Annotated in this window: 14 protein-coding genes; 5 read left to right on the top strand and 9 right to left on the bottom strand. The window is 69.1% G+C overall.

Annotated elements, in window-relative coordinates; all coding sequences use genetic code 11:
* The first annotated feature begins 86 nt into the window (after positions 1–86).
* Entirely contained in the window at positions 87–1,304 is a 1,218-nt protein-coding gene (locus LSI54_RS06640; protein WP_241465633.1) for an ROK family transcriptional regulator, read from the top strand.
* Between the two features lie 9 nt (positions 1,305–1,313).
* Here LSI54_RS06640 and LSI54_RS06645 read toward each other — a convergent pair whose 3' ends face one another.
* From LSI54_RS06645 to LSI54_RS06685, 9 genes are all read right to left on the bottom strand, one after another.
* The gene (locus LSI54_RS06645) at positions 1,314–1,553 is read right to left on the bottom strand and encodes a hypothetical protein (RefSeq protein ID WP_241470833.1); all 240 of its coding nucleotides are present in this window, start codon (positions 1,551–1,553) and stop codon (positions 1,314–1,316) included.
* 120 nt (positions 1,554–1,673) lie between these two features.
* Positions 1,674–2,216 (bottom strand): Na+/H+ antiporter subunit E, encoded by a 543-nt coding sequence (locus LSI54_RS06650; RefSeq protein ID WP_241470834.1) that lies wholly within the window; start codon positions 2,214–2,216, stop codon positions 1,674–1,676.
* Positions 2,213–4,060: a complex I subunit 5 family protein gene (locus LSI54_RS06655; RefSeq protein WP_241470835.1), complete on the bottom strand. Its 1,848-nt coding sequence runs from the start codon at positions 4,058–4,060 to the stop codon at positions 2,213–2,215. Before LSI54_RS06655 ends, LSI54_RS06650 begins: the two co-directional genes overlap by 4 nt.
* Positions 4,060–5,613, bottom strand: coding sequence for a complex I subunit 5 family protein (locus LSI54_RS06660; protein WP_241477990.1), 1,554 nt, complete (start codon positions 5,611–5,613; stop codon positions 4,060–4,062). The genes LSI54_RS06655 and LSI54_RS06660 overlap by 1 nt, the downstream gene beginning before the upstream one ends.
* Positions 5,607–7,244 (bottom strand): complex I subunit 5 family protein, encoded by a 1,638-nt coding sequence (locus LSI54_RS06665; RefSeq protein WP_241477991.1) that lies wholly within the window; start codon positions 7,242–7,244, stop codon positions 5,607–5,609. Before LSI54_RS06665 ends, LSI54_RS06660 begins: the two co-directional genes overlap by 7 nt.
* A gap of 8 nt (positions 7,245–7,252) precedes the next feature.
* A complete protein-coding gene (locus LSI54_RS06670) occupies positions 7,253–7,684 on the bottom strand; it encodes an NADH-quinone oxidoreductase subunit K (RefSeq protein WP_241470838.1) in 432 nt (143 codons plus the stop codon).
* Positions 7,681–8,625 (bottom strand): hydrogenase subunit MbhD domain-containing protein, encoded by a 945-nt coding sequence (locus LSI54_RS06675; RefSeq protein ID WP_241470839.1) that lies wholly within the window; start codon positions 8,623–8,625, stop codon positions 7,681–7,683. Before LSI54_RS06675 ends, LSI54_RS06670 begins: the two co-directional genes overlap by 4 nt.
* A complete protein-coding gene (locus LSI54_RS06680) occupies positions 8,622–8,978 on the bottom strand; it encodes a cation:proton antiporter (RefSeq protein WP_241477992.1) in 357 nt (118 codons plus the stop codon). The genes LSI54_RS06675 and LSI54_RS06680 overlap by 4 nt, the downstream gene beginning before the upstream one ends.
* Positions 8,975–9,262, bottom strand: coding sequence for a hypothetical protein (locus LSI54_RS06685; protein ID WP_241477993.1), 288 nt, complete (start codon positions 9,260–9,262; stop codon positions 8,975–8,977). The genes LSI54_RS06680 and LSI54_RS06685 overlap by 4 nt, the downstream gene beginning before the upstream one ends.
* 242 nt (positions 9,263–9,504) lie before the next feature.
* Between LSI54_RS06685 and LSI54_RS06690 the strand changes: the two genes are divergently transcribed.
* From LSI54_RS06690 to LSI54_RS06705, 4 genes are all read left to right on the top strand, one after another.
* Positions 9,505–10,434 carry a carbohydrate ABC transporter permease gene (locus LSI54_RS06690; RefSeq protein WP_241465623.1) on the top strand — a complete coding sequence of 310 codons (930 nt, stop codon included), beginning with the start codon at positions 9,505–9,507 and terminating at the stop codon, positions 10,432–10,434.
* Positions 10,435–10,529: 95 nt separating this feature from the next.
* Positions 10,530–11,390 (top strand): carbohydrate ABC transporter permease, encoded by an 861-nt coding sequence (locus LSI54_RS06695; protein WP_241465781.1) that lies wholly within the window; start codon positions 10,530–10,532, stop codon positions 11,388–11,390.
* A gap of 97 nt (positions 11,391–11,487) precedes the next feature.
* Positions 11,488–12,807: an ABC transporter substrate-binding protein gene (locus LSI54_RS06700; protein ID WP_241477994.1), complete on the top strand. Its 1,320-nt coding sequence runs from the start codon at positions 11,488–11,490 to the stop codon at positions 12,805–12,807.
* A gap of 99 nt (positions 12,808–12,906) precedes the next feature.
* Positions 12,907–13,620, top strand: coding sequence for a dienelactone hydrolase family protein (locus tag LSI54_RS06705; protein ID WP_241477995.1), 714 nt, complete (start codon positions 12,907–12,909; stop codon positions 13,618–13,620).
* The last annotated feature ends 85 nt before the right edge of the window (positions 13,621–13,705 follow it).

Raw genomic sequence — 13,705 nt, forward strand, 5'->3', positions numbered from 1 at the left:
TCTGTCGGCTGTCAATCAAAAGTCAAACTAAACACGTAAAACTTTCGGACTCACTCTGACTGAACACTGGGTGGTTTACTTGAACCATGGCCTCCTTCTCCGTGATCGATGAGCAGAACAGCGTGGCGTTCGCGCCGGCGGGGAACACTCTTCCCAACAGCGCGGGAGCGTTGTTCCAGCTCCTGCGGGACGGGACGCCGCGGACGCGCTCAGACCTGACGGCGATGACCGGTTTCGCGCGATCCACGATCTCCGCGCGGGTGGAGGAGCTGCTGGATGCCTCGCTGATCCGCCCTGCGGGGGAGAACTCCTCCACCGGGGGCCGGCCGCCGAGCACCTTCGCCTTCAATCCCGACGCCCGGTCGGTGCTCGCCGTGGACCTCGGCGGAACCCACGCGCGGATCGCCGTGACGGACCTGGCGGCCCGGGTGCTGGCGGAGAAGGAGCAGGAGCTCGACATCACCCGGGGCCCGGTGGCGGTGCTCGACGCGGTGGGCGCGATCGCCATGGAGCTCCTCCAGGAGACCGGACGCAGCCCCGAGGACCTGCTCGGTGTCGGGGTGGGCGTACCGGGTCCGGTGGAGTTCGCCACCGGTCGGCCGATGAGCCCGCCGATCATGCCGGGCTGGGACCACTTCGACATTCCCGGACATCTGCGCCAGTGGTTCCCGGTGCCGATCATGGTGGACAACGATGTCAACGCCATGGCCCTGGGGGAGCACGCGGTGACCTATCCGGGTGTGGCCAACATGATGTTCGTCAAGGTCGCCACCGGCATCGGCTCCGGCATCATCAGCGATGGTCGGCTCCAGCACGGCGCCCAGGGAGCGGCAGGGGACCTCGGCCATATCGCGATCCCCGACGGCGACACCACACCCTGCACCTGCGGGAATGCGGGCTGCCTCGAAGCGGTCGCCTCCGGGCCGGCGATCGCCGCCCAGCTGCGCGAGCGCGGCTTCGACGTGCCGCACCATGCGGCGATGCTGGACCTGGTGCGCTCCGGTGACGTGGAGGCTCTGCGCACCGTGCGCCAGGCCGGGCGGCAGGTCGGATCGGTGCTGGCGGGCTGCGTGAACCTGCTCAACCCCTCGGTCATCGTGATCGGCGGGGTGGTCTCCACGGCGGGGGAACACTTCCTGGCCGGGATCCGCGAGGCGGTCTACTCCCGCTCGCTGCCGCTGGCCACCCAGCACCTGCGCATCGTGGTCACCCAGACCAGGGCGCGCGCCGGGGTGCTCGGAGCCTCCGCGCTGGTCACCGGCCACGGGCTCTCGGTCGAGAACGTGAACCGACTGGTCGGCTGAGGTCAGCGGTCAGTAGACCTTGTCCGGGGTCTCTGCGTCAGGCTGGGCCTTGCCGTTCTGCTGAGCCTTGCCGTCCCGCTGGGCCTTGGCGCTGCGCAGCGCCAGGACCAGGGCGGTGCCCACCATCAGCAGGGCCAGTCCCCAGCCGAGGGTCGCAGTGTAATCCGGTGCCTGTGGGATGGCGGAGAGCACGATGCCGATCGGGGCGAAGAACAAGAGTCCGTTGATGACGTTTTTTTGGCGTGCCATGCGATCAACCCTACGGTGAAACACCTCAAGCGAGACCTGCGCAGGAACGCCCGCGCGCCGCGGCTGCACCGGATCAGCCAGCCTCACTGTCCAAGCGAACCGCACTGGGTGAAGCCAGCCTCAGTCCCCGAAGGCGGCACCGACCCGGCGCTGCAGCCGGGCCCATTGGTCCGCCGGGTCGAGCGCGGGGGAGAGCGTGTGCAGCTGCACCGCCGCAGGTGGAAGGACCGGTCCCTCGGCGGTGTTGTCCGCTGGTTCACCGTCGGCGGTGACCACCTGTTGGACCATGGACCCGGGCATCAGGTTCATCAACGCCAGAGCGAGCTGGCGGGCATGACCCGGTTCCAGCGCAAAGGGCGCCACGACGACGTCGGGGGCGATGTCGACCGGACGGGCCAGCACCCGACGTGCCACATCGAGTCCGCCGAGCACCGACTGCCCCAGGAACCAGCCCAGCAGCACGATCGATGATCCCAGCCGGCGAGGCCAGCCGCGCGGTGAGCGCCGCGCGGAGGGCGGCAGCAGCAGCAGGCTCATCCCCGTGGCCAGCGCCACCGAGACCAGCCCGTAGATCAGGTAGTCTGCGCCGGCTCCGGAGAGCGCCCACCAGAGGACGCCCAGCACCACGGCGCGCAGCACCCCGGCCGATACCCAGCTGCTCATGAGAACCTCCCTGCCACGAGCATCGTGGCCACCGTGACCACGGTCAGCAGCACCACCAGCATCAGGCCGGTGGATTCCCAGCCGCCCAGCCGAGCCTCCGCCCAGGAGACTGCGCGTCGTCCCCGCTGCGCCGCGGCGGACCAGAGGCTGCCCCAGCGTTCGGCGGCGGACGTGGTGAACCCATGTGCACCATCCAGCGCCGACCCGCCGGCAGCCCCGACGCGACGCAGCAGCGACTCCTCCGCCAGCAGCAGGTCCCCGGGCGGGACCGCCGGCGTCGTCTCGCCGCGCAGCCGCGCCGGAAGCAGCCCGCGGCGGGCCGCGCCCCAGACCAGCGCCGCGAGGAGGATCCCGAACAGGATCGGCCAGGTCGCGTCCCACAGGGTGCTCGGCTCCCAGCTCGGCACCGAGACGCCGTCTGCCTGCACCGGATCGGTCACCCACCGGGCGCCGATCACCCAGGGGACCACGATCCCTGCCGCGCAGACCCCCAGCCAGGACAACAGCTCCCCATCGGCCCGCCGGCGCGGATCACGGTCCGCCGCCCAGATCACCACGGCGAAGCGCAGCAGCAGCAGGGTGGACCCGGTCGCGACCAGCGGCAGCAGCAGATCCAGCCCCACCCCGAGGACCTCGATCCCACTCACCGCCTCCTTGGACACATACTTGCCGAAGGCCCCGGAGGTCAGCGGAGCCCCCGCCACGGCCAGCCCCGCCCCGAGCATCCCGAGCAGCACCAGGATCCCGGTCCGACCCCGGGCATAGTGCTTGACCACCGGCACCCCCAGGAACAGCGCCCCCTTGGCGAGGCCATGGTGGACCGCGTAGATGACCGCGGCAGCCGACGTCGCGGCCCGCAGCTCGGGGACCATCAGCCCCACCGCGACCAGCACGGTGATGAACCCCATCTGCGAGATGGTCGAATAGGCCAGGACCACCTTCGGATCATGCTGGAGGACTCCGACGGCGACGGCGGCGAACGCCCCGATCAGCGCCAGCGTCAGCAGCACCGCCCCGGCTGTCTCGCCCTCGGGCAGGAACCGCAGCCAGCCGATCATCCCGGCCTTGACCATCGCCCCGGAGAGCACCGCCGAGGCGGCCGGCGGCGCGGCCGGATGGGCCAGCGGCAGCCACACATGCAGCGGGACGGTGCCGGCCTTGACCCCGAATCCGAAGATCAGCAGCCCCTGGATCAACCCGGTGTGCGCGGTGCCTGCCGCCTCGGAGGCCTCGGCGAGCAGGAACCCGCCGGCGGAGGTCATCAGGATCAGCGCGGCCAGGATGGCGGTCTCGGAGAGCACCGACATCACCAGGTAGACCCGGGTGGCGCGCTGCGCGGCCGGGGTCCGGTAGTGGATCACCAGGCCGGCCGCGGAGAAGCTCATCAGCGCGAAGGCCAGATAGAAGCTGGCGGCGTCGGCGGCGAGGTAGGTGCCGATGTTGCCGGTGAAGCTGAGCAGCAAGAACGCCGAGAGCGCGCCCGAGCCCCGCTCCGCATCACGCAGCTTGATCCAGCTGATCGACAGCAGCGCGGCCCCGTAGAGCAGCGCGGCGATCAGCAGCAGCGGCCTGGCGTAGAGGTCCACCCCGAAATGCGCCCCGAAGAGCAGCCAGGGCACCTCGACGGTCTCAGCGACGGAGCCGGGTTCCGCCAGCAGCGCCAGCAGCACCGCCGGGGCCACGGCCAGCGGCGCGAACAGGGTCAGCCGGCGCCGAAGCGTGAACGCCTGCAGCGGGCGCAGCAGTCCCGCGAGCCCGAGGACCAGCACGATGACCAGCGGGGTCAGCAGGGACAGTGCGATGAGCAGCGACGGTGAGAAGAGCGAAGGGGGTGAGATCAGCATCAGCCCAGCACCCCCTCAGCGATGAACCGGGCGACCTGCAGCGGGGCGAAGGCCAGCGAGGCGGCGATCCCGACGAAGAGGGTCAGCCCGGCGGTGATCAGCGCCGGGATCAGCAGGCTCTTGGGCTCGCGGACCCGCAGCGGATCTGAGGCGTCGGATCCGCGGCTCACCAGCGTCTCGGGCTCCACCTCCTCGGGATCGACGAACCACAGCGCGTAGACCACGGGCAGGAAATATGCCGCATTGAGCAGCGAGGAGCCCACCAGCACCCACAGCACCCAGGGGTGCTCCGAGGCCAGCGCTCCGGTGCCCAGCTGCCATTTGGAGATGAACCCGGCCGTCGGCGGCAGCCCGATCATGCCGAAGGCGCCCACGGTGAACGCCGCCGAGGTCAGCGGCATCCGTCGTCCCGCCCCGCGCAGCTGGCTCACCGTATGGGCGCGGATCACCTCCGCGAAGAGTCCCGCGCAGAAGAACAGCGTCACCTTCATCAGTCCCTGGTGGACCAGGTGCACCACCCCGCCGGTGGTGGCGAGCACGTTGACCATCGCCACCCCCAGCACCACGTAGCTGACCTGGGAGATCGTGGAATAGGCGAGCCGCTTCTTGATCTCCTGCTGGCGCAGCGCCTGATAGGAGCCATAGAGGATGGTGAACGCCGCGAGGATCAGCAGCGGCGTGAGCACCCCCAGCTCGGCGGCGGCTTCGACCCCGAAGGCGTCGTGGAGCACCCGCACGATCCCGAACACGCCGGCCTTGACCACTGCCACCGCGTGCAGCAGCGCCGAGACCGGGGCCGGTGCGACCATCGCCAGCGGCAGCCAGCCATGCAGCGGGAACAGCGCGGCCTTGACTCCCAGACCGCCCACGAGCAGCCCGAAGATCAGCAGCGCCGGCACCGGATTCGAGGCGACCAGCTCGGTGACACCCTCGGCGCCGCCGTCGGCGAAGTCGACCGGGCCCACGTACATGGTCAGCCAGACCACTCCGATGAGCACCGCGAGTCCGCCGCCCAGGGCGTAGCGCAGGTAGATCCGGGCCGCCCGCAGCGAGGCGGGGGTGCCCCAGTGCGCCACCAGCGGGTAGGTCACCACGGTGAGCAGCTCATAGAACACCAGGAAGGTGACCAGGTTCCCGGAGAAGGAGATGCCCACCGTGGCGGTGACACACAGGCTGAAGAACCCGAAGAAGCGGCTCTTGTTCTTCGTCCCGCGCAGGTATCCCAGGGCATAGATGGTGGTCAGCAGCCACAGCAGCGAGGAGAGCCCGGCGAAGAACAGCGCCAGCGGGTCCACCCGCAGCACCAGGTCGATGCCCGGCAGGAAGGGTGCGGAGAACTCGGGCCGGGCGCCGTCGGCCACCACGGCCGGGACCAGGGCGATGATCAGCAGCACCTTCGCCACCGCGGCGGTGAGGTTGATCCCGGCGCGCAGCTTCACGCTGTTCTCCGGCAGCGGGAAGATCGCGACGGCGGCGGTCAGCGACAGCAGCACCATCACCACCGGGATGGCGGGCAGGAGCTCCCCGGGCATCTGCTCGAGCCAGGTCACCATGGGGCGCCCACCTCCAGGACCCCGGTGAGCCAGACGCCGAGGAACCCGGTGAGCACGGTGAGCAGTCCCAGCACGAAGGGCGCCAGCTGCGCCTTCCCGGTCAGCGTGGGGTCTTCGGGGCGGGTCTGGGCCTGCGGCAGGGTCAGCTCGGTCTGATCGTCTTCACTCATCACCAGCAGCGGAGCCACCGCCTTGAGCAGATAGGCGGCGCTGAACAGGGTTCCGGCCACCAGGACCACCAGCATCCAGTAGTGTCCGGCGGCGACGGCGGAGGTGGCCAGCAGCCACTTGCCGGAGAAGCCCAGGGACAGCGGCAGCCCGATCAGGCCCACCGCGCTGAGACCCATGCTCATCACCAGCATCGGATGTGCCCGGCCGGCGCCGCGCAGATCTGCGATCTCATCGGTGCCGTAGAGGTCCTTGAGGTGCCCGGCGGAGAGGAAGAGGCTGGCCTTGGCCAGCCCGTGCCCCAGGGCCAGCGCCACGGTGCCGCTCAGCGCGCCCGCCAGCACCGCACCCTCGTCCAACGTGGTGCCCGGCTGGCCTTCGAGTGCGCTGGTCTCGGGGTCCAGCAGCAGCGGCAGCAGCAGGAACCAGTATCCGACCTGGGCCACGGTGGAGTAGGCGATCAGCGGCTTGAGCCGGCTCTGCCGCAGCGCCATCACCGACCCCACCAGGATCGCGGCGGCGCCCATCCCGGCCAGCACCCCGGCCAGGATCGCCAGCTCCGGCAGCGGACCGGCGACCCACAGCCAGACGCGCAGCAGCACGAACAGCGCGGCCTTGATGACCAGCGCGGAGAGCAGCGGGGAGACCGCACTGGGGGCCGAGGAGTGCGCCGGGATCAGCCACCGGTGCAGCGGCACCAGGGCCACCTTCAGCGCCAGGCCGAGACTGATCAGGCACAGCGCCAGCACGACGGCGGCGAGGTCGGCGTCGTCCTCGGCGGCGAGCCCGGTGATGATCTCGCCGGAGTCGATGATGTCCAGGGTGCCGGTCACCGAGTAGATCAGCGCGACCCCGATGAGGAACAGCAGCGAGCCCAGCACCGCGATGAACAGGTAGCGCAGCGCCGCGGGCCAGGCGTCACGGCCGCCGAGGGCCACCAGCGCCACCGCGGTCAGTCCCACCAGCTCCAGCCCGACATAGGTGTTGAACAGGTCCCCGGAGAGGAAGACGGCGTTGAGCCCGGACCAGCAGCCCAGCCACAGCGGCCAGAACCCGGCGTGACCCGCGCGCCAGACGCCGGGGGGCTCCGTGCGACGGTGATGCTGCTTGTCCGCATCCCGGTCCGGTGTGCCTGGGACCAGCCGCTTCCCGGTGGAGGCGGGGCGCGCGGCGGCATAGCAGCTGACCACCGCGCCGACCACGGCGGTCATCGCCAGGAACAGGGCTGAGAGGCCGTCGGCGCGCAGGGTGATGCCCAGCGGGGACTCGAAGCCGCCCAGGGCGAGCTCGAGGGTCTGTCCGGAGGTGACCTGGACCAGGATCGGGGTGCTCAGGCCGAGCACCGCCGCAGAGGTGATCACGCCCAGGACCCGCCGCGCCACCGAGCCCAGCAGCACGCTCAGCGCGCTGGCCAGCAGCGGAACCAGCACCACAGCGCCCAGACAGAACAGGGTCAGGCTCATCGGCGCGGTCACTCCTCGGCCTCCGCGTCCTTGGAGCCGTTGAAGTGTCCAGAGTCTCCGGAGTCTTTGGTGTCCGCGGGGCCTTCGACGTCCTGGACACCTTCGATCCGGCGGATCAGCACCGCGCCGAGTCCGGTGAAGGCCACCGTGATGACCAGCCCGGTGATCACCAGTGCCGAGAGCACCGGATCGGTCCCGTCCCCCGCGCCGGCCGCATCACCGGATTCCGCCGTGCGGGCCGCCAGGGCGAGGATGAGCATCAGCGAGCCGATCCCGGTGACGTTCAGCGCGATCAGCCGGGCGACCAGGTCCCGGGTGAGCAGCATCCGCACCATCCCGATCACCGCGATCGCCGTGCCGAGAAGCAGGTACCACTGCACCTGGGAGAGGTCGATCGCGCCCACGCCAGCCAGACCGAGGGCCACAGACAAGGGCATCATGTGGTGACCTCGCGCCGCGCGGGGTCGTCCAGGCACAGATAGATCGCGTAGAGCCCGGCCGCGATCCCCAGCGTCAGCAGGATCTCGATGGTGAGCAGCACCGGGAAGGAGAAGGGCGCGTTCAGGTGTGCCAGGGCGGCCAGGATGAAGACGACGACGCCGGCCACCAGCACTGGGCGCAGCCAGCTCACGGTGAGCTTCCCCAACGGCACGTGGGCGCTGTGCAGCAGGATCAGCACCGCGCAGAGCACGGCCCCGGACTGGAAGGCGCCCCCGGAGTCGGTGCTGCCGGCGAAGAGCAGCCACAGTCCGGCCAGGAACAGCACCGGGGCGAACACCCGGATCAGCCAGTGCAGGCTCGCCGGGATCGGCGGCGCCGGGCTCAGCGCGCCGCTGAGTCCGGCCCGAGGCCCGACGTCACCGTGACCCAGCGCGAGCACGGCGACGGCCGTGAGCATCAGCACCGCAGATTCCAGCAGGGTGTCGTAGAAGCGGAAGACCAGCAGCACGCCGGTGATCTCATGCTCCACACCGGTCAGCCCCATATTCGCGGTGAGGGCCGCGTCCCAGGCGGGCAGCGACTGCTCGGCGCGGAGCCAGACGGCCGCGGCGACGACGATCAGGGTGATGGCGCTGAGCGTGCCCACCACAGGTCGCAGCCAGGTCCACCGCGGCGCGGTCGCGGCATCGGGGGAGGGCTGGGCGGGGGAGCCGACCGAGACCCAGACCAACAGTGCTGCGAGGATCCCGCCGCCGATGCCCGCCTCGGCCAGAGCCACATCCACGCTGCCCAGCCGCAGCCAGGCCAGCGTGGTCAGCACGCCCAAGCCGAGCAGGCCCATGGACTGGGCGAACCGAGAGCTCGGAAGAACGGTGCACAGCACCGAGGCGAGCAGCCCAGCCCCGAGCACCAGGTCTGCGGCCGGGACTCCACCGGTCATGACTGGCGCTCCGGGGTGTCCGGCGTCGGTGGAGTCGCCTGCGTCTCCGAGCCGCCCCGGCGCTGCTGCGACTGCTCGGCGGCGTCGATGCCGCCGAGCACATGGGCCGAGATCGACGCCGCCGCCAGCGCCAACACCCAGGTCAGGACCAGCACCGCGGCGCTGGTCCAGCTCCCCAGCAGCAGCGCGACGCCGGTGAGGACCAGCCCGAGGCCCAGATTGTCCGCTTTGGTCAGAGCATGCAGCCGGCTGCGCAGGTCGGGGAAGCGGATCAGGCCCAAGGTGCCCACGCTGAAGAAGAAGGTGCCGGCCAGGATCAGCGCCAGGGCCGCCAGCTGGCTGAGTTCGCTCATGCGGGCTCTTCCGCGGCGGTTCGCCGGGGGCGCCTGCGCAGTCCGGCGCGCACCGCCGCCGCGACCGCCGCCGTGCCGGTGAGCACCAGCGCCACGTCGAGGTACCGGGCGCCGTCGTCGGCCAGGGCGGCGAGCACCGCCGCCAGTGCGGCGCCGGTGGTGCCGGTGAGCAGGACCACCAGCAGCCAGTCACCGGCCAGGCCGCGACGGGCGAACACGGCCAGGGCGAGAACGTAATTGGCGAGCAGCACTGCGAAGACGCCCAGCAGCACTGCTTCGCTCATCGCCGCTCCTCACTCACCAGGAATCTGTCACTCGGCAGGGATGTGTCACTGTCCGCGCCAGTCGTCAGCTGCTCGAGCCGACCCCCACCAGCCTAACGATCTGACCCCGCCGCCAGGACATACACTGAGGCACTGTGACCTGTCTCTCAATCTGGGACCGTTCATGTGGAGTTCACGCTCTGTCACCCAACTCGTCAGTGGTGTGGCTAACATGAGGTCAGTAAATACTGGAAGGAAGCTGGATGAGCTCTGCTGTGCAGACTGAGCAGGAACGGACGCGCGCTCGCGCGCACCGACGACGGCAGTCGAAGAACTGGTCCCTGTTCCTGCTATTCGCGGGTCCGAACATCCTGCTGATCCTCGCGTTCATCTATTACCCGCTGTTCTCCAACATGTACTACTCCACCCTGGACTGGCGGCTGGGCTCCTCCAGCGCCACCCAGATCGGGCTGGAGAACTACGTGGCCTTCTTCACCTCAGACTCCGGCCTGGAGGTCTGGCGGGTCACCGGCATCTTCACCGCCGGCGCGGTGCTGGGCTCGATGATCCTGGGCCTGCTGATCGCGCTGGTGCTGAACAAGAAGATCCCGGGCAAGACCGCCGCCCGCACCGCCGTGTTCTCCCCCTATGTGCTCTCCGGGGTCGGGGTGGCGATGGTGTGGAACTTCATCTTCGATCCCACCCGCGGCGGGCTCTCCCACATCCTCGGGTTCTTCGGCGTCAGCTCCCCGGAGTGGTACCTGAATGAGGACTGGTCGCTGTTCATGGTGATCATCGTCTATGTGTGGAAGAACCTCGGCTACTGCGCGGTGGTATTCCTCGCCGGGCTGCAGTCCATCCCGAAGGACCTGATCGAGGCCGCGACCATCGACCGGGCCGGCCCGATCCGCCGTTTCGTCTCGGTCACGCTGCCGCTGCTGACCCCCACGGTGTTCTTCCTGCTGGTCACCAACATCCTCTTCTCGATGACCAACGCCTTCGACATCCTGCGCACCATGACCCCGACCGGTCACGGCACCAACACCATCATCTTTGAGATCTACCTGCAGTCCTTCGGCGCCTATCAGCGAGCCGGCTACTCCGCGGCCATCGCCGTGGTGCTCTTCTTCACCCTGTTCTTCATCACCGCTGTCCAGCTGCGCTTCGTCGAGCGGAAGGTGCACTACTCATGAGCCTGACCCGATCGCGACCCCCCAAAGAAGATGCGCAGCCCCGCGGCATCGCCCCGGAGAAGAAGCAGAAGCTGACCAAGACCGAGCGCAAACAGATGCGCCGCGGCGGCTGGCTGGACGCGTTCAGCCGGCAGAACCTCGCCGACACCATCTTCACCGGCTACCTTCCGATCTTCGTGGCGCTGATCGTGATCGTGCTGCCGCTGGCCTGGATGGTCTCCTCCAGCTTCAAGCCGCCGACCGAGATCGTCACGCTCAACCCCACGCTGCTGCCGCAGGATCCCACCCTGGACAACTTCGGCAACGTCGTGGATCGAGTGCCGCTGCTGACCATGTTCGGCAACAGCATCTACGTGACCCTGGTGGGCTCCAGCATCAAGGTGCTGCTGGCGGTCACCACTGCCTACGCGCTGGTCTTCATCAAGGTCCCAGGCCGGAACTTCATCTTCCTGGGCATCCTGGTGGCTCTGATGGTCCCCCCTGAGGTCTCGATGCTGCCGAACTACCTGACGATCACCGGCCTCGGCGGCCGCGACACCCTCTGGGGCATCATCCTGCCGGGCCTGGGCACCGCCTTCGGCACCTTCCTGCTGCGCCAGCACTTCATGGCCCTGCCCAAAGAGATGTTCGAGGCCGCCGAGCTCGACGGCGCCGGACACTTCCGCAAGCTCTTCCAGATCGCGGCACCGGTGTCCATCCCGGCCATCGCCACCGTCGGTCTGGTCACCGTGGTCAACGAGTGGAACAGCTTCCTCTGGCCGCTGGTCATCACCGGCAGCGCCGAGAAGATGACCCTGCCGGTGGGCCTGAACCTGCTGCAGTCGGTCGAGACCCAGGCCGGCAGCTACGGGATCCTGATGGCCGGCGCGGTCATCGTGATCGCCCCGATGCTCATCATCTTCGCCGCGCTGCAGAAGTACATCGTGGCCGGACTGACCCAGGGCTCCGTGAAATGACCCAAGCCGAGATGCTCTCCGCCGCCGGTCCGCCGGGCGCCACCCAGACCTCCCTGTCACGACTCCGAATCAATCACCGCACCACAAGGAGCACCTGATGAAAAAGCTGAACAGCAGGACGACGACGGGCGTCGCAGCCCTGAGCATCGCCGTACTCGCGCTGAGCGCATGCGGCCCCGACACCTCCGGCGATGAGCAGGAGGCCGGCGAGGGCGTCGACTGGGCCGAGGTCGAGCCGGCCGAGGAGATCGTCTTCTGGTCCAACCACCCCGGCGGGTCGGTGGATCAGGAGGAAGAGCTGATCGCCGCCTTCGAGGAGGAGTCCGGCATCTCGGTCACCCTGGAGAACTCCGGCGCCACCTACGAGGAGACCTCCCAGGGGTTCCAGACCTCCCAGGGCACCGGCGCGACCCCCGACGTCGTCGTCCTCTCGGACGCGACCTGGTTCCCCAACTACCTCAATGACTCGCTGCTGGCAGTCGATGAGGTCCTTGAGGCGGCCGAGGTCGACACCGACGGCTATGTGGAGGCCCTCTACGAGGACTACGTCTACGAGGACTCCCACTACGGCGTGCCGTATGCCCGCTCCACCCCGCTCTTCTACTACAACGCGGATCACTACGAAGAGGCCGGCATCGAATCTGCTCCCGAGACCTGGGAAGAGGTCGCCGAGGTCTCCCAGCAGCTGGTGGAGGCCGAGACCGCGAACTCCGCGTTCTCCTTCCCCCCCCAGGAGGAGTATCCCGCCTGGTGGATGCAGAACCTGATCTGGGGCTACGGCGGCAGCTGGTCCGATGAGTGGGACTTCGCCCCCGTCTCTTCAGACGAGACTGTCGAGGCGCTCCAGTTCGCGCAGGACGCCACCGACGACTGGGCCTCGGTCTCCTCCGGTGACCCGGCCGATGACTTCGGCTCCGGCGCCACCAGCCAGATCGTGCAGTCCACCGGCTCGCTCGGCGGCATCCTGGACACCGCCGACTTCGAGGTCGGCGTGGCGTTCCTGCCCGGCGGTCCCGAGGCTGAGGGCGAGACCCCCACCGGCGGTGCCGGTCTGATGATCTCGGCGAACTCCGAGCCCGAGGAGCAGCTGGCCGCGGCCATGTTCATCGGCTTCATGACCAACACCGAGAACACCGCATTCTTCTCGGAGAACACCGGGTACATGCCGGTCCAGCAGGACGCCGACATGTCGGCCGTCTACGAGGAGACCCCGCAGTTCCAGGTCGCCGTCGAGCAGCTGGAGCGCGCACGCTCGCAGGACAACGCCCGCGTCTTCCTCCCCGGCGGTGACCTGGAGCTCTCGCAGACCCTGCAGAGCATCCTCACCAACGACGTCGACGTGGCCGAGGAGATGGAGTCCGTGCAGTCCTCCCTCGAAGACCTCTACGAGCGCGATCTGGCCTCCGAGCTGGAGTAGACACCGCAGCATGTGAACACCAGAACCGCCGCTCGACCCACTGGGCCGGGCGGCGGTTCTGTGCGTTCGTAGATTCTGCGGGTTCGCTACAGTCAGACCATGAGCGAACCGACCCCGCATCAGAACACCACCTTCTCCCTCAACGGAACCGGCACCGGTGAGCAGACCGGGCACGGCTACCTGGCGCTGCCCGAGAGCGGCTCCGGGCCCGGGGTGATCGTGATCCAGGAGTGGTGGGGACTCACCGATCACATCAAGGACGTCACCGACCGGCTCGCGGCCTCCGGCTTCGTCGCACTGGCCCCGGACCTCTACGGCGGGTCGATCACCCACGACGGGGCCGAGGCCAGGGAGATGATGTCGAAGCTGCCCGCCGAGGAGGGCGCCAGACTGCTCGCCGGCGCCACCGATCACCTGTTGGGGCTGGATGCGGTCACCTCCGCCTCGGTCGGCGCCATCGGCTTCTGCATGGGCGGTGGGTTCGTGCTCGCCCTGGCCGCCCAGCAGGGGGACAGGGTCTCCGCCGCGGTGCCGTTCTACGGAGTGGGCCAGGGCGTGCCGAAGAGCTACGTCGGGGTCACCGCCACGGTGCAGGGCCATTACGCCGAACACGATGACAGCTGCCCGGTGGAGCGGGCCCGCGAGCAGGCGCAGCAGATCCGGGCCGAGTCCGGCGCCGAGGTCACCTACTTCTACTACGACGCCGGCCACGCGTTCCACAACGACACCAACGCCGCCGGCACCTACGATCCAGAGCAGGCGCAGCTCGCCTGGGACCGTGCGGTGGAGTTCCTCGCAGAGAAGGTGGTCTGAGCCCCAGCGCTCCTCCCGCGTCCGCAGCCTCGGCAGGGCCACCGGAGGAGGGTATCGTGTCCGCTACGGAACTCACTCTCTGTCA

It is taken from the genome of Nesterenkonia sp. AY15 (genome assembly GCF_022565855.1).
In the GTDB taxonomy this organism is placed as follows: domain Bacteria; phylum Actinomycetota; class Actinomycetes; order Actinomycetales; family Micrococcaceae; genus Nesterenkonia.